Source organism: Laedolimicola ammoniilytica, assembly GCF_025567165.1.
Classification (GTDB): Bacteria; Bacillota; Clostridia; order Lachnospirales; family Lachnospiraceae; genus Laedolimicola; species Laedolimicola ammoniilytica.
On record NZ_JAOQKC010000012.1, the window covers coordinates 30683 to 53681 of the forward strand.

General features: G+C 50.2%; 28 protein-coding genes and 1 pseudogene. 20 read left to right on the forward strand and 9 right to left on the reverse strand.

The genetic code is table 11. From position 1 onward, the window contains the following. The first annotated feature begins 2 nt into the window (after positions 1-2). Genes hisF through OCV63_RS09995 form a run of 3 tightly spaced genes read left to right on the forward strand, consistent with a single transcriptional unit; the run spans position 3 to position 3116 of the window. Positions 3-761, forward strand: a complete 759-nt coding sequence (gene hisF, locus OCV63_RS09985) for an imidazole glycerol phosphate synthase subunit HisF (protein ID WP_158363679.1) — start codon at positions 3-5, stop codon at positions 759-761. Positions 762-814: 53 nt separating this feature from the next. Further along, the gene (locus OCV63_RS09990; RefSeq protein WP_158363680.1) at positions 815-1489 is read left to right on the forward strand and encodes a uracil-DNA glycosylase; all 675 of its coding nucleotides are present in this window, start codon (positions 815-817) and stop codon (positions 1487-1489) included. Then, the gene (locus tag OCV63_RS09995; RefSeq protein ID WP_158363681.1) at positions 1482-3116 is read left to right on the forward strand and encodes a hypothetical protein; all 1635 of its coding nucleotides are present in this window, start codon (positions 1482-1484) and stop codon (positions 3114-3116) included. Before OCV63_RS09990 ends, OCV63_RS09995 begins: the two co-directional genes overlap by 8 nt. Before the next feature lie 250 nt (positions 3117-3366). On the opposite strand, the gene OCV63_RS10000 is transcribed toward OCV63_RS09995, so the two are convergent. Beyond that, complete coding sequence (locus OCV63_RS10000; protein ID WP_158363683.1) at positions 3367-7620, reverse strand: 2-hydroxyacyl-CoA dehydratase; 4254 nt, start codon at positions 7618-7620, stop codon at positions 3367-3369. Positions 7621-7839: 219 nt separating this feature from the next. Here OCV63_RS10000 and OCV63_RS10005 point away from each other — a divergent pair, with 219 nt between their 5' ends. From OCV63_RS10005 to OCV63_RS10030, 6 genes are all read left to right on the forward strand, one after another. Next, entirely contained in the window at positions 7840-8034 is a 195-nt protein-coding gene (locus OCV63_RS10005; protein ID WP_158363684.1) for a LysM peptidoglycan-binding domain-containing protein, read from the forward strand. Between the two features lie 171 nt (positions 8035-8205). Next, a complete protein-coding gene (locus OCV63_RS10010; protein ID WP_158363685.1) occupies positions 8206-9087 on the forward strand; it encodes a rhomboid family intramembrane serine protease in 882 nt (293 codons plus the stop codon). Positions 9088-9180: 93 nt separating this feature from the next. Further along, positions 9181-9969: a formate/nitrite transporter family protein gene (locus OCV63_RS10015; protein ID WP_158363686.1), complete on the forward strand. Its 789-nt coding sequence runs from the start codon at positions 9181-9183 to the stop codon at positions 9967-9969. 20 nt (positions 9970-9989) lie between these two features. Then, positions 9990-11039, forward strand: coding sequence for an aldose epimerase family protein (locus OCV63_RS10020; RefSeq protein WP_158363687.1), 1050 nt, complete (start codon positions 9990-9992; stop codon positions 11037-11039). A 245-nt stretch (positions 11040-11284) separates the two neighbouring features. Then, on the forward strand, positions 11285-11725 hold the full coding sequence (locus tag OCV63_RS10025) for a MarR family transcriptional regulator (RefSeq protein WP_158363688.1): 441 nt from the start codon (positions 11285-11287) through the stop codon (positions 11723-11725). Beyond that, on the forward strand, positions 11722-12561 hold the full coding sequence (locus OCV63_RS10030) for a DegV family protein (protein ID WP_158363689.1): 840 nt from the start codon (positions 11722-11724) through the stop codon (positions 12559-12561). The genes OCV63_RS10025 and OCV63_RS10030 overlap by 4 nt, the downstream gene beginning before the upstream one ends. Positions 12562-12613: 52 nt before the next feature. Here OCV63_RS10030 and OCV63_RS10035 read toward each other — a convergent pair. From OCV63_RS10035 to OCV63_RS10060, 6 genes and pseudogenes are all read right to left on the reverse strand, one after another. After that, positions 12614-13057 (reverse strand): annotated as a pseudogene (locus OCV63_RS10035) (manganese catalase family protein); the annotation flags it as partial. Positions 13058-13083: 26 nt separating this feature from the next. Beyond that, on the reverse strand, positions 13084-14685 hold the full coding sequence (locus tag OCV63_RS10040) for a recombinase family protein (RefSeq protein WP_158363691.1): 1602 nt from the start codon (positions 14683-14685) through the stop codon (positions 13084-13086). Positions 14686-14935: 250 nt separating this feature from the next. Beyond that, on the reverse strand, positions 14936-15250 hold the full coding sequence (locus OCV63_RS10045; RefSeq protein WP_158363692.1) for a hypothetical protein: 315 nt from the start codon (positions 15248-15250) through the stop codon (positions 14936-14938). Between the two features lie 299 nt (positions 15251-15549). Further along, complete coding sequence (locus OCV63_RS10050; protein WP_158363693.1) at positions 15550-15921, reverse strand: PBECR3 domain-containing polyvalent protein; 372 nt, start codon at positions 15919-15921, stop codon at positions 15550-15552. Between the two features lie 10 nt (positions 15922-15931). After that, on the reverse strand, positions 15932-16390 hold the full coding sequence (locus tag OCV63_RS10055) for an ImmA/IrrE family metallo-endopeptidase (RefSeq protein WP_158363694.1): 459 nt from the start codon (positions 16388-16390) through the stop codon (positions 15932-15934). Positions 16391-16394: 4 nt separating this feature from the next. Further along, positions 16395-16865, reverse strand: coding sequence for a helix-turn-helix domain-containing protein (locus OCV63_RS10060; protein ID WP_158363695.1), 471 nt, complete (start codon positions 16863-16865; stop codon positions 16395-16397). Positions 16866-16988: 123 nt separating this feature from the next. On the opposite strand from OCV63_RS10060, the gene OCV63_RS10065 reads away from it, so the two are divergent. The 3 genes from OCV63_RS10065 to OCV63_RS10075 all read left to right on the forward strand — a co-directional run bounded on the left by OCV63_RS10065 (position 16989) and on the right by OCV63_RS10075 (position 18797). After that, complete coding sequence (locus OCV63_RS10065; protein WP_158363696.1) at positions 16989-17207, forward strand: DNA-binding transcriptional response regulator; 219 nt, start codon at positions 16989-16991, stop codon at positions 17205-17207. Positions 17208-18136: 929 nt separating this feature from the next. Beyond that, complete coding sequence (locus tag OCV63_RS10070; RefSeq protein ID WP_158363698.1) at positions 18137-18544, forward strand: hypothetical protein; 408 nt, start codon at positions 18137-18139, stop codon at positions 18542-18544. 118 nt (positions 18545-18662) lie between these two features. Continuing rightward, on the forward strand, positions 18663-18797 hold the full coding sequence (locus tag OCV63_RS10075; RefSeq protein WP_416862026.1) for a hypothetical protein: 135 nt from the start codon (positions 18663-18665) through the stop codon (positions 18795-18797). Here OCV63_RS10075 and OCV63_RS10080 read toward each other — a convergent pair. After that, positions 18760-18996 (reverse strand): helix-turn-helix domain-containing protein, encoded by a 237-nt coding sequence (locus tag OCV63_RS10080; protein WP_262670782.1) that lies wholly within the window; start codon positions 18994-18996, stop codon positions 18760-18762. The genes OCV63_RS10075 and OCV63_RS10080 overlap by 38 nt on opposite strands. A gap of 105 nt (positions 18997-19101) precedes the next feature. On the opposite strand from OCV63_RS10080, the gene OCV63_RS10085 reads away from it, so the two are divergent. From OCV63_RS10085 to OCV63_RS10115, 7 genes are all read left to right on the forward strand, one after another. After that, positions 19102-19335 (forward strand): hypothetical protein, encoded by a 234-nt coding sequence (locus OCV63_RS10085; RefSeq protein WP_262670783.1) that lies wholly within the window; start codon positions 19102-19104, stop codon positions 19333-19335. A 144-nt stretch (positions 19336-19479) separates the two neighbouring features. Beyond that, complete coding sequence (locus OCV63_RS10090; protein ID WP_262670784.1) at positions 19480-19656, forward strand: hypothetical protein; 177 nt, start codon at positions 19480-19482, stop codon at positions 19654-19656. 164 nt (positions 19657-19820) lie between these two features. Continuing rightward, positions 19821-20024, forward strand: a complete 204-nt coding sequence (locus OCV63_RS10095; RefSeq protein WP_158363701.1) for a hypothetical protein — start codon at positions 19821-19823, stop codon at positions 20022-20024. 75 nt (positions 20025-20099) lie between these two features. Next, positions 20100-20840, forward strand: a complete 741-nt coding sequence (locus OCV63_RS10100; protein WP_158363702.1) for a putative HNHc nuclease — start codon at positions 20100-20102, stop codon at positions 20838-20840. A 139-nt stretch (positions 20841-20979) separates the two neighbouring features. Further along, on the forward strand, positions 20980-22002 hold the full coding sequence (locus OCV63_RS10105; protein ID WP_158363703.1) for a tyrosine-type recombinase/integrase: 1023 nt from the start codon (positions 20980-20982) through the stop codon (positions 22000-22002). A 26-nt stretch (positions 22003-22028) separates the two neighbouring features. Then, positions 22029-22241 carry a hypothetical protein gene (locus tag OCV63_RS10110; protein ID WP_158363704.1) on the forward strand — a complete coding sequence of 71 codons (213 nt, stop codon included), beginning with the start codon at positions 22029-22031 and terminating at the stop codon, positions 22239-22241. Between the two features lie 11 nt (positions 22242-22252). After that, positions 22253-22444 (forward strand): helix-turn-helix transcriptional regulator, encoded by a 192-nt coding sequence (locus OCV63_RS10115; protein ID WP_158363705.1) that lies wholly within the window; start codon positions 22253-22255, stop codon positions 22442-22444. Here the strand turns inward: OCV63_RS10115 and OCV63_RS17630 are convergent. Beyond that, complete coding sequence (locus OCV63_RS17630; RefSeq protein ID WP_158363706.1) at positions 22377-22640, reverse strand: helix-turn-helix domain-containing protein; 264 nt, start codon at positions 22638-22640, stop codon at positions 22377-22379. The two genes, OCV63_RS10115 and OCV63_RS17630, sit on opposite strands and share 68 nt — an antisense overlap. A 102-nt stretch (positions 22641-22742) precedes the next feature. On the opposite strand from OCV63_RS17630, the gene OCV63_RS10120 reads away from it, so the two are divergent. After that, positions 22743-22982: a hypothetical protein gene (locus OCV63_RS10120; protein ID WP_158363707.1), complete on the forward strand. Its 240-nt coding sequence runs from the start codon at positions 22743-22745 to the stop codon at positions 22980-22982. Positions 22983-22999: the final 17 nt, after the last annotated feature.

Consider the following 22999-nt stretch of genomic DNA (forward strand, 5'->3'; position numbering starts at 1 on the left):
ACATGTTTACCAAACGAATCATTCCCTGCCTGGACGTACACGCGGGCCGCGTGGTGAAGGGCGTGAATTTTGTGAACTTACGGGACGCGGGCGATCCGGTGGAGATCGCGGCGGCCTATGACGCGGCCGGGGCGGACGAGCTGGTGTTCCTGGATATCACAGCCTCCTCTGACGCAAGAAATACGGTGGTGGATATGGTACGCCGGGTGGCCGAAAAGGTCTTTATTCCCTTTACTGTGGGCGGCGGTATCCGTACCGTGGATGATTTCAGGGCGCTGCTCCGGGAAGGCGCGGACAAAATATCTGTGAACAGCGCAGCCATTATGCGGCCGGAGCTCATCAGCGAAGCGGCGGACAAGTTCGGCAGCCAGTGCGTAGTAGTAGCCATCGACGCCAAGCGGCGGCCTGATGGCGGCTGGAATATCTATAAAAACGGCGGCCGTGTGGATATGGGCATCGACGCGGTGGAATGGGCCATGAAGGCCGATAAGCTGGGAGCTGGCGAGATCCTGCTGACTAGCATGGACTGTGATGGAACCAAGAACGGCTACGATTTGGAACTGACCCGTACCATCGCGGAAAATGTGTCCATTCCGGTCATCGCCTCCGGTGGCGCGGGAACGAAGGAGCATTTCTACGATGCTCTGACCGAAGGCAAGGCGGATGCTGTGCTGGCGGCATCTCTGTTCCATTATAAGGAGCTGGAGATCAGCAACCTGAAGGGATATCTGCGGGAACGCGGCGTATCTGTACGGTTATAGGAAATAAGGGCGCCAAGAACTAATATACAGATTTTTACAGGAGACAAAAGAGTATGTCAATGATTCAAAATGACTGGCTGGCTCCGCTGAAACCGGAGTTTGCCAAGCCCTATTATGCGGAGCTTTTTCAGTTCGTGAAAAATGAGTATGCGACCCGGCAGATTTTTCCGCCTGCGGACGATATCTTCAATGCCTTTCACCTGACGCCGCTCCATGAGGTGAAGGTGGTGATCCTGGGCCAGGATCCCTACCATAATGACGGCCAGGCTCATGGTCTGTGCTTCTCCGTGAAGCCAGATGTGGATATTCCGCCGTCGCTGGTGAATATCTATCAGGAGCTGCACGATGATCTGGGTTGCTACATTCCCAATAACGGCTACCTGACCAAATGGGCGAAGCAGGGCGTGCTGATGCTGAACACAGTGCTGACCGTCCGGGCGCACCAGGCCAATTCCCACCGGGGGATGGGCTGGGAGCAGTTCACCGACGCGGCCATCCGCATCTTAAATGAGCAGGATCGTCCCATCGTCTTTATTCTCTGGGGCAGTCCGGCCCAGAAGAAAGCCCAGATGCTGAACAACCCGAAGCATCTGATTCTGAAGGCGCCCCATCCGAGTCCGCTGTCTGCGTACAGAGGATTCTTCGGAAGCCGCCCCTTCAGTCAGACAAATGAATTTTTAGTAAAAAACGGCCTGGAGCCGATAGATTGGCAGATTGAAAATGTGTAATGAGATAAAAAAAGCAAATGCATGGTATAAGGGGCAGAAAAAAGGCGCGCGGGTGATGCTGGAACTTCTGACCGCAGTGGTAACCTGCTATCTGGTATTTCTTTTATGGCTGCTGCCACAGATGATGGCGACGGTTCCGATGGATACGAAATACTGGAAAGTGAAGATTCTGGCGGCGCTGGTGGCAGCAGTGCCGGTATATCTGGGATTGAAATGGTGTGTATACAAAAGTGCCGGACTGGAGCTGCGGGAGCGGAAGAGCCTGGCGGATCCGGGAAAAGAGAAGAAGTATCGGCTGTTCTGGTTCGCATTGGGAGCCGGTATTGTATTTCTGGTGCTGATGGTGTACTATTACGTTTATTTCCCGGGATCTTTTGACTGGGACAATCTGGACCAGTGGTGGCAGATCCAAAATCATCAGTATGATACCTGGCATCCGGTATTCCATACACTGATTATCGCGTTCTTTTCGAAGATTGTAAATCATTATGGTTTTGCGGTTTTCATGCAGCTATTGCTGTACAGCCTGGCCTGCGGCTATCTGATGTATACGCTGGCCAAATGGCGTTTCCCGGTATGGGGACTGGTTTTGACGGAGTTTTTCCTGGCTGCCAACCCGCAGACCCACCGGATTCTGTTGTTCATGTGGAAGGACAGCGCGTTGACGGTCTTTATGGTGCTGTTTGTCGTATACCTGATCAATATCTGGAAAACCAATGGAAACTGGTTGAAAAAAAAGAAAAATCTGGCCGTGTTTATCCTGGTACTGATTTCCATTTCCATGGTGCGGCACAACGGAATTCTGTATACGATTCCATTTCTGATTCTGGCTGTGCTGTTTTTCAAAGAAATTCGGAAGGAATGCCTAATTTCCCTGGTGATTATGCTGGCGGGTATGTGGGTTATTGAGCATCCGGTCTATGATCTGGTGGACGCCAGCCGGCCGGATCAGACCTATGTGGAAAGCGTGGGACTTCCCATGACGATTCTCTGCAATATTCACGAGTTCGCGCCGGAGAGCCTGAGTACGGAGGCTGCGGATTTCCTGGCGGAAATCGGCCCGGATCGGCGCTGGAAGACTTATGAATATGGCAATTATAATTCCTTCAAGTTTCTGACCAATTCCAATACGGTGGTCAAGCAGACACCGCCGCTGGAATTTGCGAAGTTCACATTGGAGACCGTGAAGAATGCGCCGGGCCTGTCATTACAGGCCGTCTACGAGCTGACCCGGATGGTCTGGGATGTGCGAGGCAGCAAGGAATGGCATACGGATCTGGAGTACCAGATTCGGGAAAATGACTGGGGCTTTGCCTATGTGGAGGACCGTGCGGAGTTGCGGACCGCGCTCAATGATTTTGACAACTGGATGATGGACAGTCCGCTGGATTACCTGTTTTCCTACAATGGAATCCATCTGCTGGTACTGATTTTCTGTACCCTGTTTGTCTTTGCGCGAAAGGGAAAAGGCTGGAAAGCCATGACGCTGACTCTGCCGATTCTGGCCTATAGCTATGGTACGATGTTGCTGCTGTGTGGTCCGACCTATCGGTTCTTCCATTTTGACAGTGTGATCTTTGTGCCGCTGTGTCTGCTGCTGCTTAGCAGAACCGGCGAAGAATCATGATGAAAAAGAATGTGCCATTGGCACATTCTCGCGCCGAGGCGCGGTTGCTTCAGCAACCATCTACCACTGCGCCGAGTGCGCATCTTTGCAAGCTCTGCTTGCTTTTATGTAATAGGGAATTCTATCGGAATTTCCTATTACATAAGAAAGAATCCTGCGAGGCAGGATTCTCCGCTAGAGTAAAAGAAAACACCCGCAGGAAATCTGTGAATAACACAGCTTCCTGCGGGTGTTTTGTGTTTGAAAGGGTTTATTTCTGCTCTGCCTTCAGATGCTTATTCGCCGTAGACAGCATCAGCTTCAGTCGGTTCAGCTGGTTTACTTCACTTGCGCCGGGATCGTAGTCGATGGCTACCACATTGGAGGTGGGGTAGCGGCGGCGCAGCTCTTTGATAACGCCCTTGCCGACCACATGGTTGGGCAGACAACCGAAGGGCTGGGTGCAGACGATGTTTGGTACGTCCTCATGAATCAACTCCAGCATTTCCGCGGTCAGGAACCAGCCCTCGCCAGTCTGATTGCCCACGGATACGATATCGGAGGCCATGTCGGCCATCTTATCAATGTTGCCGGGCGCATGGAAGTGTACGCTCTCCTTAAAGGCCTTGGCAGCGGGCTTCCGGAGCCATTCCATGGCCTGGATACCGACCCGGGCGATGCGTGCGCTGGAGCGCTTCTTGCCCAGGTGATCGGCCTTGAACTCGCTGTTCTTGAAGCAGTACAGCAGGAAATCCATCAGATCCGGAACTACGGCCTCTGCGCCCTCCTGCTCCAGAAGTTCCACCAGATGGTTGTTGGCAGACGGAGAGAACTTGACCAGAATCTCACCGACCACGCCGACCCGGGGCTTTTTCATATCCTCATGGATGGGCAGGCGGTCAAAATCCTTGATAATGCCGCGGCAGATCTGGACGAAGCGCTTGTGGCTTACGTGCTTCTGGGAGACGAAGTCCTGACAGATCTTCAGCCATTTCGCATGGAGACGGTCTGCGCTTCCCGCTTCCTTCTCGTAAGGACGCATCCGATACAGAACCCGCATGAAGATATCGCCGAAGACCAGTCCGTAGAGTCCCTTCACAGCCAGACCCGGCGTAATCTTAAAGCCGGGGTTGCTCTCCAGATTGCTAAGGTTCAGAGATACCACCGGAATCTGTTCCTGTCCGGCCTTGGCCAGAGCCCGTCGGATAAAGGAGATGTAGTTGGTGGCACGGCAGCCGCCGCCGGTCTGGGAGATGATGACGGCCAGCTTGTCGGTGTCGTATTTGCCGGAAAGTACGGCAGTCATAATCTGTCCTACCACCACCAGGGAGGGATAGCAGGCGTCATTATTGACGTATTTCAGACCCATGTCGATGGCGGCTCGGTCGGAATCCGGCAGCACATCCAGCTTGTAGCCGGAAGCCCGGAAGGCAGGCTCGATGACGTCGAAATGAATCGGAGACATCTGGGGACACAGGATGGTGTATTCTTTCCGCATTTCCTCTGTGAAAACTACACGGTCGTAAGCAGAGGAAACCACGCTCCGGCATTCGCCCTTATTTTCGCGCACGCGGATGGCGGCGATGAGGGAACGGATACGGATGCGGGCAGCGCCCAGGTTATTGACCTCGTCGATCTTCAGGCAGGTGTAGATCTTGCCGGAATTGGTCAGAATGTCGCTGACCTCGTCGGTGGTGACGGCGTCCAGACCGCAGCCGAAGGAATTCAGCTGAATCAGATCCAAATCGTTCCGGGTCTTTACGAAGCTGGCAGCTGCGTACATCCGGGAATGGTACATCCACTGATCCATGACGAACAGGGGGCGTTCCACCGGGTGCAGGTGGCTGATGGAATCTTCAGTCAGCACCGCCAGACCATAGGAGTTGATCATTTCCGGAATACCGTGGTTGATCTCCGGATCCACATGATAGGGACGGCCAGCCAGCACGATACCGCGGCGGCCGGTTTTCTGCATGTATTCCAGGGTCTCCTCGCCTTTGCGCATGATATCCTCACGGGTGCGCTCCATCTCAGCCCAGCCCTTCCTGGCGGCCTCGCGGATTTCGTTTTCGGAGATACCACAGTGCTTGGAAAATTCTGTCACCAGTCCATTTTCCAGAATCTGCTCATTTTCAAAGGAAAGGAACGGGTTGAAGAAATCAATGTCGCTGCCGGACAGCTCGTCCACATTATTCTTGATATTCTCCGCGTAGGAGGTGACAATGGGGCAGTTGTAGTGGTTGCCCGCGTCCGGGAACTCAGTCCGTTCGTAGGGCACGCAGGGGTAGAAGATGAACTTCAGACCCTGACGGATGAGCCAGGTCACATGACCGTGGGCCAGCTTGGCCGGGTAGCACTCGGACTCGCTGGGGATGGACTCGATACCCAATTCATAAATCTTATGTGTGGAGGAAGGGGAGAGCACTACCCTGTAGCCCAGCTCCGTAAAGAAGGTGAACCAGAAGGGATAGTTCTCATAGAAGTTCAGCACACGGGGGATACCCACGGTTCCGCGCTTTGCAGCCTCTTCGGACAGCGGCTCATAATCAAAGAGACGCTTATTCTTATATTCATACAGGTTCGGGATGTTGTCCTTATTCTTCTCTTTTCCGATACCACGCTCGCAGCGGTTGCCGGAGATATAGCGGCGGCCGCCGGAGAATTTGTTGATGGTCAGACGGCAGTGATTTGTACAGCCGTTGCACTTGGTCATGGAGGTGGAGAACTCCAGGTTGTTGATCTCGTCGATGGAGAGCATGGTGGTCTCCATGCCGTCCTCGTAGCGCTCCCTTGCGATGAGAGCCGCTCCGAAGGCGCCCATGATACCGGCAATGTCGGGACGGACAGCCTCACAGCCTGCGATCTTCTCAAAGCTTCGGAGGACCGCGTCATTGTAGAAGGTACCGCCCTGTACCACGATATTTTTACCCAGTGCAGAGGCGTCGGACACTTTGATAACCTTAAAAAGGGCGTTCTTGATGACAGAGTAAGCCAGGCCTGCGGAGATATCAGATACCTCCGCACCCTCCTTCTGGGCCTGCTTTACCTTGGAATTCATAAATACCGTACAGCGGGTTCCAAGGTCAATGGGGTGCTTGGCGAAAAGCGCCGCTTTTGCGAAATCCTCCACGGTGTAGTTCAGGGATTTGGCAAAAGTCTCGATAAAGGAGCCGCAGCCGGAGGAACATGCCTCATTCAGCTGTACGCTGTCTACGGTGTGATTCTTGATGCGGATGCATTTCATATCCTGACCGCCGATGTCCAGGATACAGTCTACCTTCGGGTCGAAGAATTCAGCTGCATAGTAATGAGAAACTGTCTCCACCTCGCCCTCGTCCAGCATCAGGGCAGCCTTGATCAGGGCCTCGCCGTAACCGGTGGAACAGGAGCGGGCGATGCGCGCATTTTTCGGAAGAAAGCGGTAGATGTCCTTAATGGCGCGGATAGTAGTCGCCAGAGGGTTGCCGTTGTTGCTGCTGTAGAAGGAGTAGAGCAGAGCTCCATCCTCGCCTACCAGCGCAGCCTTGGTGGTGGTGCTTCCGGCGTCGATGCCGAGGAAGCAGTTGCCCTCATAGGCTTGGAAATCGCCGCGCATGACCTCATGGCGGCTGTGGCGCTCCTGGAACTTGGCGTACTCATGCTCATTGGCAAAGAGCGGCTCCATACGGGCCACCTCGAAATCCAGTTGGATGTGGGCCTTCAGGCGCTCCTTCATTTCACCTAAGGAAGCAGAGACCTTCTGATCGCAGCTTAAGGCGGATCCCATGGCAGCGAACAGATGTGAATTCTCCGGAGCGATGATGTGCTCGTCGTCCAGGTTCAGGGTACGGATAAAGGCAGCCTTTAGTTCAGACAGGAAATGAAGCGGACCACCCAGAAACGCCACGTGCCCACGGATGGGTTTTCCACAGGCCAGGCCGCTGATGGTCTGATTGACCACTGCCTGGAAAATGGATGCAGCCAGGTCTTCCTTGGTAGCGCCGTCGTTGATCAGCGGCTGAATATCGGACTTGGCAAAAACGCCGCAGCGGGCCGCGATGGTATAAAGGGAATGATAATTCTTTGCGTACTCATTGAGGCCGGTGGCGTCTGTTTGAAGCAGGGAAGCCATCTGGTCGATAAAAGAGCCGGTACCGCCGGCACAGATGCCGTTCATACGCTGCTCCACATTGCCGCCTTCAAAATAAATGATTTTCGCGTCCTCACCGCCAAGCTCTATCGCCACGTCAGTCTGGGGCGCGGTCTGCTCCAGGGCGGTAGCTACAGCCACCACTTCCTGCACAAAAGGAACGCCCAGATGGTTCGCCAGGGTCAGTCCGCCGGAGCCGGTGATGGCCGGATAGACAGTCAGATCGCCAAGCTGACCCTCTGCTTTTTCAAGAAGTGAAGCCAGAGTTTCCTGAATATTGGCAAAATGACGCTCATAATCAGAGAAGAGAAGTTCATGCTTCTCGTTTAATATTGCAACTTTTACAGTCGTGGAACCGATATCGATTCCCAGTGTGTAGTTAGATAAATGATTCATAAAAATACAGGCGAAATACTCCGCCCCCCTCCTTTTCTAAATGACAGCAAAAGGTTTCTTTGACACTAACGTACATTATACGACACAAAATTTTTGAAATCAAATAAAAAAAATATAAACAATTTATGGAAAGTTTAACAAAAAGGCGCAGAGGTAACAGGATTTTCCAGATTGCATACAGTAAATGTATATAAATAGGAAGAAAAGGAACCGGATTTTATGGAAAAATGCATGGGATTTCTGCATACGGTCGAAAAAGGGGATACGCTCTATGCCTTAAGCCGCCGTTACCGGGTGCCTCTGTGGGCGCTTCTTTACGCCAATCCCTATATCAATGTCTACAACCTGCAGGTGGGAGACGAGGTGTGCATCCCGCTGCGCCGACGTCCCCGCGTGTTCCCACCGTCGGAATAGAAGAAAAGCTGAAAAATGGTTTGCCAGCAGGCCTTTGTTGACAAAACAGGGCTTCCCGCCTATAATAAAATTATCTGAAAATGTTTCCGGGATTCGTGGAAATATGCTTTTCCACGGCCCGGAAATCTTGTATCACAGACATTTTTTATAGGAAAGGATGACTTATTTTTTATGAACTGGATAGACAAGCTGGAGAAAAAGTTCGGCCGTTACGCGATTCACAACCTGATGTACTATGTGATTATTCTGTACGCGCTGGGGTATGTGATCAATGTGGTGGCGCCCGATTTCTATACCGGATACCTGTCTCTCGATCCGACGGCTATTCTGCACGGTCAGATCTGGAGAATTGTGACCTTCATCATTTATCCGCCCTCCACAGGACTGTTTTTCTTCCTGATCAGCATGTACCTGTATTATTCCATCGGAAGAGTGCTGGAGATGCAGTGGGGAGCCTTCCGTTTCAATCTATATCTGTTGACCGGTATGCTGCTTCATGTGGTGGCGGCCTTCTTAAGCTGCTATGTATTCGGCGCGAATATCGGCCCCATGTTCGGCACCTATTATCTGAACTATTCGCTGTTTTTCGCCTTCGCAGCCACCTATCCGAACATGCAGTTCCTGCTGTTCTTCATCATTCCGATTAAGGCGAAATGGCTGGGTATTATCAATGCCATTTATTTTGGCGTGACGATTGTGGCCGGATTCGCGGCGCCGTACCTCTCTTATAATACGATTCTGACGCTGATTCAGGCGGGCATTGTGCCTCATCCGGCCTATGCGGTGATGGCGCTGGTGTCCTTGGGCAACTTCCTGATTTTCTTCTTCGGTATGCGGAATGTAAAGCGCTATTCGCCGAAGGAGATACATCGGAGAAAGGTCTACAGCCGGAGCGTGCAGCAGGGTGAGAAGCGGGCCAGTATTCATAAATGCGCGGTTTGTGGCCGGACTGAGAAGGATGGGGACGATCTGGTATTCCGTTATTGCTCCAAGTGCAACGGTAATTATGAGTACTGTCAGGATCATCTGTTTACGCACGAGCATGTGAAATAAGGTTTTGGGAGAAAGCTTTTCATACAAAGTGTATGATGGTGATATTTTTGCAGGAATGTTATTATTTTAACAAATAGAAAAGGAGGCTTTTACATGAACACACCTGCGGAAATTGCGAAAAATTATGTGGGAATCGGAAAAGGAAAGGTGAACACTCCGCCATTGAAGCTATTTATCCTCGGCATCATGGCCGGTATCTTCATCGGCATCGGATCGATTGCCTATGAGATGGCTACAGCGACCATCGGAGGGGCTCTGGGCAAGCTGGTGGGAGCCTGTATGTTCCCGGCGGGACTGGCGCTCGTACTGATTGCGGGAAGCGAGCTTTTTACCGGAAACTGTCTTCTGGTGATTCCACTGTTGGAGGGAGAAGTGAAGTTCTCCGGCGTCCTGAAAAACTGGGTCTGCGTGTATCTGGGCAACTTTGCCGGTTCTACCATTCTGGCGTTTCTGGTTGCTTTCGGACACAGCCCGTCATTGCTGGACAAGGGGCTTCTGGATGTAATTATGTCCGTAGCGGCAGGCAAGGTGGCGCTGACCTTTGGAGACGCGGTATTCCGTGGCATCGTCTGCAATATGATGGTATGTCTGGCTGTCTGGATGTCCTTCGCGGGCAAGACCGTAACCAGCAAGATGGCGGGACTTTATTTCCCGATTATGATCTTCGTGCTGGGCGGTTTCGAGCATAGTATCGCGAACATGTACTATCTGATGGTCGGTATCTTCAGCAATTCCATCTACGGCGTAGGCAATGCGGCGGTGAACCTGGGAGCGGCACTGGCGAAGAATCTGCTGCCGGTGACTCTGGGCAACCTGATCGGCGGCGCGGCCATCGGCATCATCTACTGGTACCTGTATTTAAAGGGAGCAAAAAAAGACTAAGAAGTGAAAAGGGGTAAAGCATGAGTATTCGGGTAGAAGCGTTCGGGACCACAAAGGACGGACAGCAGGTAAAGAAATACATATTGGAAAATGGGAAAGGCATGAAGGCTGTCGTGCTGAATCTGGGCGCGGGACTGGCGGAACTCTGGGTTCCGGATCAGGACGGCGCGCTCCGGGATGTGGTCTGGGGTTATGAAAAAGCAGAAGATTATGAGGTCAACGGGCCGGATTTCGGAGCCATCGTAGGGCGGAACGCCAACCGAATCGGCGGCGCGGTCATTACCATTGCGGGGAAGGATTACACGCTGGCGAAAAATAACGGCGAGAACAACCTGCACAGCGGGCCGGACATGTATTTCACCAGAATGTGGAAAGGCATCGTTGCTGATGACAATAAGGTAGAGTTTTCTCTGCACAGTCCCGACGGTGATCAGGGATATCCGGGCAATGCGGATATCACCGTATCCTACACTCTGACGGATGACGGCGAGCTGCAGATCGCATACCAGGGGAAAGCGGATCAGGACACCATCTTCAATCTTACCAATCATTCTTACTTCAATCTGGACGGGCAGGAGTCCGATTCGGTGCTGGAGCAGAAGGTGTGGCTGGACGCAGACGCATTTACACCGGGCGACGCAGGGCTGATTCCCACCGGAGAGATTCGGGATGTGACGGGAACCCCTATGGATTTCCGGACGGAGCATATGATCGGCGAGCGTATTGATGCGGACTACGAGCCTCTGAAGCAGGCCGGCGGTTACGACCACAACTATGTGCTGAAGAACGAAGGAAAGTACGCACTGTGCGGAAAACTCATTTCCCAGAAGAGTGGTATCTGCATGGAGGTCTCCACGGATCTGCCGGGTATCCAGCTTTATTCTGCCAACTTTCTGGAGAATGAGAAGGGCGGCAAGGAAGGACGTACCTATGGAAGACGCAGCGCCATCTGTTTTGAGTCCCAGTACTTCCCGGACGCCTGCCATCATGAGAATTTTCAGAGTCCCATCGTAAAGGCGGGAGAGGTATACCGGACGAAGACCGGATATAAGTTTACTGTCACAAAATAGCATAAAAAATGAAAAGCGCAGGGATCGCGGACGGTTGGTTCGCGGTCCTTTTTCTGTTACAGAGTATTCGTAAGGGGCTGACGGTGACAGGTTTTATAGGTAAAATTTTCCAGCACGTTCCGAAAACGGAGTTGGAAGTAATGGCTCGGAAAACAAAAATGTCCTTGACATTGAAAGAAGAATGGTTTACTATGTGAACTGTTCATTTTGTGAACAAAATACGATGCAGGAGGGTGGAACCTCAGATGGAAGCTACCAGAGAAGAGGTCTTAAAGGGCTGGCTGAAATTGTCGCTGGCGATCAACAATGAACGGATGGTGTCCGGACTGCCCTACAATGAGTTCCTGATCTGCGGAATTCTGTATCGGAATCAGAAGAGCGACGCGCCCCGGGAGCTGACAGCTACGGATCTGTGCAGCGCGACGAAGATTCTGAAATCCCAGATGAACCGGATTCTGAACAGCCTGGAGAAAAAGGAACTGATTACGCGTACCCGCTCAGACCGGGATAAGCGGCAGATCTATGTGACCTTCCGGATGGAACAGGCGGAAATCTATGAACGGGAGCATGAGCGGATTTTGCACTTTGTGGACGAGCTGATGAACCGGATTGGCTGGGAGCGCTCAGAGAAAATCGTGAAGCTCTTCGACCTGATTGCAGATATGGCAGACGAGGTAATTGGATGATAAAGATATTGGTAGACTCTTCTTCGGAGCTGACGAAGAAGGAGGCAGAGGAAAAAGGGTATCTGTTTGTGCCCATTGGCGTGAGCCTGGGTGGAAAGGAATACGCGGACGGCGTGGATCTGACGAAGGATAAATTTTATGAGCTGCTGACTGGCAGTGGAGAATTTCCCCAGACCTCTCAGCCGTCGCCCCAGGCTTTTCTGGAGCTGTTTGAGCAGGCAAAGCAGGATGGGGATGAGATCGTGGCAATTCTTTTATCCTCGGCTTTAAGTGGAACATACCAGAGTGCGGTGCTGGCAAAACAAATGGTGGATTATGAGGGGATTTATCTCATTGATTCCCTGACGGCCACAGGCGTAATCCAGATCCTGGCGGATTACGCGAAGGGACTTAGCGAGGAAGGAAAGGGCGCTGCGGAAGTGGCCGAGCGGACGGATGCGTTCAAAGCAAGAGTACACGCCATTGCCATGGTAGACACCCTGGAGTTCCTGCAAAAGGGTGGACGAATCGGCAAGACAGCGGCCATGATCGGCGAGCTGGCCCGGCTGAAGCCCCTGATTACCCTGACGGAGGACGGCAGGGTGGGAGTCATCGGCAAAGCCATCGGGAAAAATAAGGCCATGAGTTTTATGATGAAATGGCTGGAGGAGCATCCGGTGGACGAGGCATTTCCAAGCTATTCGATTTTCACCAGTGGCACAGCGAACTGCGAACAGTTCGAAGAAAAGCTGGAAAAGCACGGCATCGCCACCGCCGGACGCCTGCAGCTGGGCGCGGCCATTGGAACCCATATTGGGCCGAACGCGTTTGGAATTGTGTATGTGGGAAAGGAATAGAGGCAAAAAGCGCTGCGGGGCAGAACCTTCGCAGCGCTTTTGTTTAATCAATTCAGGAATTGCATCCGCAGCCTGTGGTGCCGGTATCAAAGGCCGGGTTGAATGCATAGAAGTTCTTGGAATTCAGTTTATCCTGCACGATTCGGAGAGCTTCTCCGAAACGCTGGAAATGTACGACCTCTCTGGCCCGGAGGAACCGGATGGCATCGGTGACATCCGGGGAATCTACGCAGAGCCGCAGGATGTTGTCGTAGGTGGTGCGGGCCTTTTCCTCCGCTGCCATATCCTCGGTTAAATCCGTAATCGGATCCCCCACCGACTGGAACATGGCTGCTGTAAAGGGCGTCCCCGAAGCCGCCTGAGGCCAGAGCGCCAGGGTGTGATCCACATAGTAGTCCTCAAAGCCGGAGGCCTTCAGCTCCTCCATGGTCATATTACGGGTCAACTGGTGGACGATGGTGGCGATCATTTCGAAGTGCCCCAGCTCATACAAACCATGATGTTATACATAAAGGGTAAAAATCAAAACCGCATATGCACCTGCAGTTCAAATGGCGGCGTAGACCAGCCGCCGTGCCTGCGGTCGGTGGTTCCCTGGAGAGCGCGGATGGAAGCAGGGCGGGAGTAATCAATGCGTTCTATGACAGCCTTCAGGTATTGATTTTTTAGGGAAACCGGTATGGTGTCATCTTGTAGCGCACGCAGCGCGTCCGACAGACGGGTGATTTTGTCCTGGATTTCATCTGCAGTATCGGGGGCAGCTTCCCGGGCAGCGTCCAGGGCAATCTGGGCCGCCTGTTTATTTTTCTGAATTCGTTCATTCAACTGGTCGAAGATCTCCTTCGGCATCTCCCCATCAGCGTACTTCTCCCATTGGCGCAGCTCTTTCTGCTTCAATTCATTCAAGCGATTTTCCAGCAGGCGGATATTGTCCTGGGCATAAGATTCCGGCTCCTGCAGCAGGTTATCCAGCTGGATGGAAAAGTCGTGGATATGTTTCTGCAGTACCTTCTGGACAGCCTCTGAGAATTCATAGAAGTAGCAGGAGCTGCTTTTACAGTGGATCTGGTCGCTGCAGAGCATCCGCGGCGGGCAGGTTTCACCGCGTCCGGCACGGCGATAGAAGCGGAAGGACAGGCTCCGGCCGCAGTTTGCACAGTATACGATACCGGCGAAAGGATTGACAGGATTCAGATCCCGCCTTGTGCGTGGCTGACCGGAGATGGCTTTCTGAACCCGCTCAAATACTTCGTGGTCGATCACGCGCGGCTGCCGTCCCTCTGCGACCAGATATTCTTTCTGCCTGGGCCGGGTGGATTGGATATGGCCGTCTATGACTACCTGCTGTGTGGAGCGGTGGCCCCAGATCACCTTTTTGTCATAATGCTGATTCCGCAGAATTCCCAGGACGCTATTATACGTCCAGTGCTTCCCGCTGGGCGCCGGTTCTCCTATACTGTCCAGATATTTAGCAACAGCATAAGGGGACATGTTTTCTGAATCCACCATGCGAAAGATGGTACGCACAATGTCGGCTTTTTCATTTTCTTTCAAGGTAGGGACACGTTTTTTCCCGTCTATGCTCCAACATTTATCGAAGCCGTAGGGAGGCGTGTTTCCGATGTAGTTACCATTTTGGACGGATAGGATACGTCCGCGGTTCAAGATACGCTTGGTGTATTCCAAGTAATCATTGCCGCGCTTCAGTTCGCGTTCGAACAGATCCCGGTCGTACTCGTCCTCCAGGTCATAGACCTTCTGGGGAGTGATAACCATGGTGTGAGTATAGCGAAGGAGCTTGATGAGCCGACCGGCGTCTTCCAGGTCGCCTCTGGAGAGACGCTGCACCTCCACGACCAGGATAGCAGCTATTTTAGGAGATTCGATCTTCCGGAGCACGCGCTGGAACTCCGGCCGGTCCTTGATGTTCTCTCCGGATACGACTTCCCGGAAATAATTTTCTTCCGGGATAGCATGGACAAGATTCCGCTCAATCCAATCACGCAGCAGTTCTTCGTGCCTGGCCAGAACCTCATCGACAGACAGAGATGGATCGTCGGCTCTGGATTTTCGCAGATAGACAAGGATTTCTTCCGGACAGAATGTAGGTAGTTCTCGGTACATATGGTATCCTCCTGTACAGTGTATGCGAGGCGCCTCGCAAAAAAGAGTATAAAAATAACAGCCACCGGAACATAAGTTCCGCTTGCAAGGCTGTTCGGAAGAAGATCCAATATGATTGGATTAGGGGTATCTTCTTCTGGAGATATTCTGGCCGGTCCGGTGCGCCAACACCGGGCCGGTTTTTCTTTTGTATAAATTCAAAAATATTACAACCGTTTGAAATGGCATTTTGCCAAGACATAATAGAACACTATTTGCTGGCCAATAATTTCGTAATGCGATCCAGCTGACGAATTATTATAAAGTTCTGTTCAATCATTGCGCGCTGATAATACATTTGATTCTTTTGAATGTCGCGTTCAGAACCGCCGCCAAGGGCAAGGCCAACTTCCATTAAACCTGTACCAGCAAGTTCGTTCACGATATTTTTGACGGATTCGATGTCTGATGGATCCTGGAGGTCTTCCAGTCCAAATTTACGAAGCAGTGCCATATTTTTCTGATCAAGTTTCGCCTGCTTCTTCATAGATTTCTCGTCTTTTGATTCACTTCCAAATAATCCCATTTCAATACTTCTCCTTTCAAAATGCGTTTTTATAATCAATCCGTACCCAGCTCCCTTTAGGTAGAAAGGTTGTGGGGGAATGGTTACAGAGCTGTCATTTATTTTCTTACCGAGGGGCAATTTTTTGTGTAAACAAAAAGGGATGCAGCTAATGCTACATCCCTTGACGTTCGTCAAACTACAAGATGGGCGGCGTATCCATCATCTCAGGTACTCTTGCGAGTGTGTCGGGAGCCTTTCCGACCTTTGCAATTTGACTAATAGTTATTTTATGTACCATTAGTATAATAAATTCAAATTCATTTGTCAAATTTTTTTAAACGTCCATTCTGGACCCTGTGCTGCAGTTTAGAAGTGGTAATGGCGTGTAGTGTGGCCACGTACAGATAATCTTCAGTAACATCCAGCTTAATACCAATCTGAATATTTTCGGACAGAACCTTCACAAGCTCAAAGCTCACAGCGGTTTCATTCGGATTCACGCCGATATAATCCGGAGAGGATAGGATCTGCGGAATATACTCAATATACGGCAGACAGTCAGGGTGACGTTTCAATATATGTTTTTCAAGACCGATAGAGCGGTATATAATTTCCTGTTCTATCTGGTGCGGAAGATAGGAATTGAATTCCGGTAAAAATCTTCCGACAGGTACAATGCGTTCATCCATATCAATTTCCTTATCGCAGAGCTTCCATCACAATCAGACAGGGCTCAAAGTATATGACATACCCATCCAGCTCCGTATACACCCCATACTTTTCCCGGTAGTACTCCAGAGCCTCCTGCAGGAAGTCTTCTGATACTTCCAGGTATTCGGCCAGGTCGTAGCGGCTGCGGCAGTGGGCACGGTAGCCCTGGATAATTCCGGAGAGACCAATTTGCTTGTTGTAGGCCCAGAGGCGGGCCAGGTGCTCCTGCTTGCAGTTGGAGACATCTGTTTGGTCCAGGATATTGCCGACCGTCGTGTGATGGTGGCCAAGTTCCTCGGCCAGGACGCAAGACTTCTCGGCGGTGGTCATATTCTTACGGATAGCTACGCGGTTCTTATAGATACGTCCCTTGTATCCGGGCAGATCCATTTCTTTTACAATCAGATTTTGTTCCAGTGATTCTTGCAATAATTCTTCGTAGGTCAAATGATCACTCCCATTCGGAATCGTCAGTCATAATAGTATCTCCGGCCTTACGGTCATCATCGGAAGCATTGGGATCCTCATGGGCGGCATTCACCTCAAACCTAGCGCCGGGGAAGGAGATAGGAGCCGAAGCTGCGGCGTCTTCCGCGTTCTGGAGGTTCAGAAGGTTCTGTGTATATGTGAGAACCTTGTCCTGCCCATCTTTATGAAGTAAATTATAATACTTCAAAAGCCTTCCGCTAAGTTTGTCCTCGTTATATCTGATGTCGTTTGTTGATTCCCACCCCATCAGATATGAGGGGGAAATATTGCCAAGTTTGGCAGCAGCTTCGATTTTATCGGAAGGAATATTTGTTATTAAATTATTTTCATACTTATATAGAGTCTGCTTGGATACACCAATTTTATCTGCAAAGTCAACCTGATTGATTCCCAATCGTTCGCGAAGCTCTCTAATTCGTTCTCCTACAGTCATTTATTTACACTCCTTCGATGTGGTAACTTAACGATAGCACAAAAATGTTATAAAAGCAAGAAAAAATATCTTGACAAGTTACAAAGATGTGATAATATAAAAGTAACTTATAAAGTTACATAAATGAAAGAGGTGGTAAATACGATTAAGACAAATGAATTAAGAGGAATCATAGTCAAGAACGGACTTTCACAGTCAGATGTAGCTGCAAAGATAGGAATAACACCGAAAACATTTTATGAGAAAATGAAAATAGGTGTGTTTGGTAGCGATGAGATTCAGATTATGATCAAAGAATTGCATATAGAAGATCCGATGGCAATTTTTTTTGCTGATGAGTAACTTTAAAAGATACAAAAGAACAGAAGGTGAAATAGACGATTAAAAAAATTAGAATCTTTATGCTGTATTTTGGACTTGTACTTATATTAGTCAATTTATGTAATAAAGAAATCATGGCAGCATTAGTTGCATTTTGGGCTGCCATGATAAGCGAATAAATTTAATGAGACATTAGGTAGGAAATACCATAAAGCATCAAAAGGAGTGTGCAGGTGGTTAATATGGATAGCATAAATTCAAAAATATCACCGGCAAGAAAGGTGAGAAATGTCTGTGCGAGCATGATAAGAGCAAAAAGAGAAAGTACTGAGAAAACGATGTACATGCATTTGTCCAAAGTGTTAAGACGCTTGAAAAAGTCGAAAAAGGAATCTGTAGGATATCCTAATTGTGCTTTCAATTTGTTGTAATCAGAGGATACCTGATATTCAAATAATGATATGAGATAAGGGCTCATATGTCCGGTTTGAACTTCACACTTAAATTTGGCGAAAAGTTTTAAAGTTTTGGGAAATACAAAAACGTAATTCCGGTAAAAAAGCTTATCAACTTTTCGAATATAAAGGTCATAAGCCGGTAGCTCGGTGTCTTTCAAGTATTGTTTGGTCAACAAATATAGGGGGAGATAGACCTGCGCAAATTGTTTTTCATATATCTCATGCTTTTTATCATTAGAAAATTTATATTTTGCAAAAAGATACGTTAAAAAGGAAGGAATAAGTATCTTGGCATAATCAGAGATTATGGGAAAGTATGGAGATTCAAAAAATTTATTCAACATATGTTAAACCCTTTCTTTATGTACTGGTGTTTGCAGGGGAGCTTGTAATAAAAGAATAGCATAGAACGAAAGGAAAAGGAAGAATGAAGAAAATTATCCGGAGAGATTGGTTCCGGAAATCGAGATTAACAGGAAGGGAGGAAAAAGAGTGGGATTTAAAGAGATAAGTCCGCTGGAGGCCATGAATGCTCTTGCAGATGGGCGGCCGGTATATCGGTTTAGCCAGATGAGCCAGGAGCTGCTGGCGAAGACGAGCGTGTCAGGGTTCCTGAATCTGCGGTTCGCGGTCGCGGTCGATTATCCGCCAGTGGACGATACGGAAGAACTGGAACCGGTGGAAAAAGTCACAGAGAAAAAGACACCGAGTAAAAAGTCTGCAGATAAAATGCCGCCTGTAAAGATTGACTGGGACAAGGCCGAAGCGCTGCGGAATGCAGGGTGGCCGAATAAAGCCATTGCTGAAGAACTGGGGACGACGACGGCCAGCATAGCGTCAGGGTTTTACCAGAGAAAGAAAAGAGCGGAGATGAAGAAGTTCCGGGAGCAGGACGGGTGAACCGGATGCGCTGCTGTATGGGTTCTGGCGGTTCATCGGTAGAGGAAGAAGGTGAGGCAGCAGGATGCGGAAGCAACTGAAAGAAGCCCGCATGAGAGCGGGCCTGACACAGCAGCAGATGGCGGAGAAGCTGGATATTTCTCTTGTGTATTACCAAAAGATAGAAGCCGGTGAGCGGACCGGGGATTTTACCATTTGGGACAGGCTTGAGGATATTACTGGTATTCATCAACGGATACTCCGAGAGATTTGAGAAAATCATCTCTGCAGAGAAGAATATCCGTCGGTACAGATAGGATATCCGCTATCTGAACCAGGCAGTCAAGAGAAGGAGAACGCTCTGCCTGCTCATATTTCTGGTAGGCATTTAGGGAGACACCCAGGGCGTCAGCCATGTATTGCTGAGTGTATTTACGTTTCATACGGATAGCGCGAAGCCGTTTATTAAACATGATGTAGTACCTCCAAAAGATATTGACATTACATACAAATTGTACTAGTATGATAATCAAGAAGATACATACAGTTCGTATGTAATAAAAGGAGGGAAACAGAGAATGACACCATGGGAAAAAGCCAACGAGCTGGAAGAAGTAGAGACGATGGCTGTGAAAGCTGACAGCGTACTGCTGACCATCAGTGAAGCCATGTATGCTGGAAGTTATTCGTTGGAAGAGTATCGCGGAGCATTGGCAGCACTGGCGGATATCACCGACGGTATAAAGAGAAAACTCAGTGAAATGACGCGAAGAGCGTTTGAAGAAATAGAAAAAGAACAGGAGGAAATGTAGAACAATGAAATCGGGGGACAAGTTCAGAGAGGTAATGTTTTTCGTGAAATTTTTCGCGGAGGTATTGCTGACAGGAGTCTGCGTATTTGGGCCACTGTGCGGCTGGGTACTGATTGCGGATATAGGAAGGAGCATGGGCTGGCTGTGAGAGTCGAAAAGACGCTGCTGCACTACCTAAAGGAGCTGCAGCGTAAGCAGGAAGAGGAAGGGGATGCGCGGTACAGGGAGCGGGCCATAGGGGCTATCGAGATGATGTACCAGGCGCATCTCATCCCGAGAAGTGATTACTATCTTCTGATGAGGAAGTATGGTGTTGAATAAAAAGAGATGCAGCGGGGGAGCATTACGGAGCTGCCAATGGTTTGGGATGGGCCTATCCCCCGAAGGCCCGCCGGGTTCAATTCCCGGAAGCTCCATCGCAGTGCGCACTGCAGGTAACAAGTACAGGCCGGTAGGCATAGGATAGAAAAGAAGGAGGCGATACCGTGAAAAAGGGAAAATGCCAGGATACATATGAAATGGTGGCAGAGTACAAAGAGCCGAACTATACCGTGAAGGTGTTCCGCCCTATTCTGACGGACGAGGAACGGGAAAAACGGTTTAATGACTTCAAGTATGCCACCGCCAAATTTATGGCAGCGGTATACCGGGAGCGGGCGAAGAAGGCCAAAGAGGAAGCCACTGCATGAGCTATTTTAAGACATGTGCTTTTTGTGGTGCGCATCTGGATCCCGGGGAGCATTGTAAATGCCAGGAGGAAGGGCATGGAGATAGACATCAGCAAAGCCCGGGTGGTGAACGGGAAGACGGAATTCATAGCCGCAGCGGACGGGACGGAGCTCTGGAAGCTTCTGCAGCGCAAGTGCAGCAGGAGAGCGGAGCTCACCGTCTTTGACGGCCGGCGGATCAGCATAGACCAGCGGAAGAAGATATACGCCACGCTGAATGACCTGGCGGCCTGGACAGGCTATCTTCCGGAAGAATGTAAGGCCCGAATGAAATATTACTACATCGAGCGGACCGGCGGGGAGCTGTTCAGCCTTTCCACCTGTGAGATGGATACGGCCAGAAGCTTCCTGAACGTGCTCCTGGACTTCTGCCTGGAGAACGGGGTGCCGCTCCGGGAAACGGGGCTGGACAGGACAGACGATATCTATCATTACCTGTGCAGCTGTATCCGGAACAGGAAGTGTTGTATCTGCGGAGCCCCTGCAGATATCCATCATGTGGACGCCATCGGCATGGGCCGGGACCGGCGGCATTATGATGATTCCGGAAATGAGGTAATCGCCCTGTGCCGGAAGCACCACAGTATCGCCCACCAGAAGGGAAACCTGGAGTTCTTCCGGATGTACCATGTGTATGGTATCCGGCGGGCAGATGTGAAAGAGGAGGAGGACACCGATGAAACCAGGGGATATACTTTACTTCCCGACATACGAGCAGGACGGCTGGAAGAGGACGCTTGTGGAGTATGCGAAGTGGGAAGTAGTCAGGATTTATAAATATTTTGTTCATTGCAGGCATACAAGGACTGGACGAAGCCAGTGCTTCTGTTCGTTGGAACTGAAAGAAGCCGGGTATGAGGTCCCGGAGGAAATGAGGAGGTAACAGGCTCAGGGGTTTTGCAAGGGGGATTGAAAAGTGAATACGAAGGAAATGGTTATCAATGATGTAATTAAGGCCATGGCACCAGTCATCACGATCATGCAGCTTCAGATGCTGGAGGGAGCTATCCGGGGAGCGCTCCACGGTATGGCAATCGAGCGGGAGTGTACAGAACTCTCGACGGAGCTGGATGGAACCGATTATGTACTGCAGTCTTTTGCAGCGAATAAGAAACTGGAAGGATGCCAGGACGCGACCATTGAGCAGTATCTGCTGACGGCCAGGCGGTTCTTCGCTTTGTCTGGGAAGGGATACCGTCATATTTCCAAGGATGATATCAAGTATTACCTGGCCATCCGGAGCGGGCAGATAGGGCCGAATACGCTCGTAAATGAGAAGCGGAACCTGTCTTCGGTGTTTACCTGGCTCCATGATGAAGGACTGATTCAGAAAAATCCGGTCAAGGCGATCAAGGGAATCCGGGGCGAGGATACGGAGATTGTATTTTTTTCGATGGATGAGGAAATTGCAATCCGGGACGTCCAGGGGAGCCTGCGGGACAGGGCGCTGATAGCGTTTCTGCTGTCTACGGGCGTCAGAGTGGGCGAAGCTGTGAGCATGAACCGCGTGAACGTGGACATGATTCAAGGAAGCATTACCTTCCGCGGCGAAAAATCACGGAAAGGGAAATTCCGAACGGTTTACCTTGACCAGTATGCCAGAAGGTATCTGGGTATGTATCTGGCTGCCAGAACGGACGAAAATCCGGCTTTGTTCGTGTCAGAGAGGAAATATGCAGGCGAACCCCGCAGACTCAAGGGAGCGGCTATAGAGAAGATTACAAAGAAGGTCTGCAAGGCAGCAGGGGTCAATGCAAAGGGTACGGTACACGTGTTCCGCCGCACCTTCGCTACCCGGTTGGTGGAGCGGGGCTGTCCGGTAGACATCATCCAGGAGCTGATGGGCCATGCAGACGCGTCCACGACGCTGAAATGCTATATTGGACGGTCGAAGAAGCGGGCCCGGAGTGAATGGGAAAAGCATACGTTCATTGCGTAGCTGTTTCCAGAGAGAAGGAGGAATAGATGTTTAGAATAAAAAGATTTCTTACTTGGAAAAAAAGAATGTATGTTGAAGTGCTGGAAACTCTCTGCTCGATCTGTTTATATCTTGAAAGTGATAGCATCAGGAGCAGAAATCGGTATGGGTGGGTTATGAGAGACCATTTTCAGCAGTTAAAGAAACTGTCGCAGGAATTAAGAGAAGATATAGGTGAAAGAGAAGATAAGAGGAAATAGAGGGCAGCAGGATGCGAAAGCAACTGAAAGAAGCCCGCATGAGGGCGGGCCTGACACAGCAGCAGATGGCGGAGAAGCTGGATATCAGTCTCCGGTATTATAAAAATATAGAAGCTGGAGAAAGAACTGGTGATGTCACTCTGTGGGACGAGTTGGAAGATTTAACGGGAATCCATCAGCGGATACTCCGCGAGAATTCATAAAGCTATCCCTGCAGAGCAGATAGTCAGTAGGAACATCCAAGGTATCTGCTATTTTGACAAGCATATCCAGAGAAGGGAAACGGTCTCCGCTTTCATACATGCGGTATGAGCGCAAAGCTATCTGGAGCTCATCGGCCATAGCTTTGGCTGTGAAACCTTTGGATTTGCGGGTAGCATTTAATCTTTGACCGAACATATGAACACCTCCGTAAAACTAACTTGACAGTGAACATATTGTACACTATAATAAAAAGAAAAAAGAGTGAACAATATGCACACTACAAGGAGGAATGAAGAAATGTCGGAATGGGAAAAGGCGATGGAACTGGAAGATACACAGCTTATGGCGGAGAAGATGGATAGCGTACTGCTGGCAGTCAGTGAGGCGGTTTGTAAAGGCGACTATACAATGGATAACTACCAATGGGCGTTTATCGTCCTTCAGGAGATGTCTGGAAAGCTGAAAGGCAAGCTGATGGAGATAGCCAGCCGGGCGATGGGAGAATGTAGAAAACGAGAAGGAGGGGAACCGGGATAAAAGATTCCTGTTGTGTG

Coding starts and splice junctions, on each gene's coding strand:
- OCV63_RS10015 (WP_158363686.1), top strand. CDS start 9,181: ATGAACACACCTGCGGAAATTGCGAAAAATTATGTGGGAATCGGAAAA.
- OCV63_RS10110 (WP_158363704.1), top strand. CDS start 22,029: ATGTTTAGAATAAAAAGATTTCTTACTTGGAAAAAAAGAATGTATGTT.
- OCV63_RS10020 (WP_158363687.1), top strand. CDS start 9,990: ATGAGTATTCGGGTAGAAGCGTTCGGGACCACAAAGGACGGACAGCAG.
- OCV63_RS10030 (WP_158363689.1), top strand. CDS start 11,722: ATGATAAAGATATTGGTAGACTCTTCTTCGGAGCTGACGAAGAAGGAG.
- OCV63_RS17630 (WP_158363706.1), bottom strand. CDS start 22,640: ATGTTCGGTCAAAGATTAAATGCTACCCGCAAATCCAAAGGTTTCACA.
- OCV63_RS10005 (WP_158363684.1), top strand. CDS start 7,840: ATGGAAAAATGCATGGGATTTCTGCATACGGTCGAAAAAGGGGATACG.
- OCV63_RS10040 (WP_158363691.1), bottom strand. CDS start 14,685: ATGTACCGAGAACTACCTACATTCTGTCCGGAAGAAATCCTTGTCTAT.
- OCV63_RS09995 (WP_158363681.1), top strand. CDS start 1,482: ATGTGTAATGAGATAAAAAAAGCAAATGCATGGTATAAGGGGCAGAAA.
- OCV63_RS10000 (WP_158363683.1), bottom strand. CDS start 7,620: ATGAATCATTTATCTAACTACACACTGGGAATCGATATCGGTTCCACG.
- OCV63_RS10065 (WP_158363696.1), top strand. CDS start 16,989: ATGAAAGAGGTGGTAAATACGATTAAGACAAATGAATTAAGAGGAATC.
- OCV63_RS10085 (WP_262670783.1), top strand. CDS start 19,102: ATGACACCATGGGAAAAAGCCAACGAGCTGGAAGAAGTAGAGACGATG.
- OCV63_RS10075 (WP_416862026.1), top strand. CDS start 18,663: ATGGCGGAGAAGCTGGATATTTCTCTTGTGTATTACCAAAAGATAGAA.
- OCV63_RS10115 (WP_158363705.1), top strand. CDS start 22,253: ATGCGAAAGCAACTGAAAGAAGCCCGCATGAGGGCGGGCCTGACACAG.
- OCV63_RS10010 (WP_158363685.1), top strand. CDS start 8,206: ATGAACTGGATAGACAAGCTGGAGAAAAAGTTCGGCCGTTACGCGATT.
- OCV63_RS10045 (WP_158363692.1), bottom strand. CDS start 15,250: ATGGGATTATTTGGAAGTGAATCAAAAGACGAGAAATCTATGAAGAAG.
- OCV63_RS10080 (WP_262670782.1), bottom strand. CDS start 18,996: ATGTTTAATAAACGGCTTCGCGCTATCCGTATGAAACGTAAATACACT.
- OCV63_RS10060 (WP_158363695.1), bottom strand. CDS start 16,865: ATGACTGTAGGAGAACGAATTAGAGAGCTTCGCGAACGATTGGGAATC.
- OCV63_RS10100 (WP_158363702.1), top strand. CDS start 20,100: ATGGAGATAGACATCAGCAAAGCCCGGGTGGTGAACGGGAAGACGGAA.
- hisF (WP_158363679.1), top strand. CDS start 3: ATGTTTACCAAACGAATCATTCCCTGCCTGGACGTACACGCGGGCCGC.
- OCV63_RS09990 (WP_158363680.1), top strand. CDS start 815: ATGTCAATGATTCAAAATGACTGGCTGGCTCCGCTGAAACCGGAGTTT.
- OCV63_RS10050 (WP_158363693.1), bottom strand. CDS start 15,921: ATGGATGAACGCATTGTACCTGTCGGAAGATTTTTACCGGAATTCAAT.
- OCV63_RS10120 (WP_158363707.1), top strand. CDS start 22,743: ATGTCGGAATGGGAAAAGGCGATGGAACTGGAAGATACACAGCTTATG.
- OCV63_RS10025 (WP_158363688.1), top strand. CDS start 11,285: ATGGAAGCTACCAGAGAAGAGGTCTTAAAGGGCTGGCTGAAATTGTCG.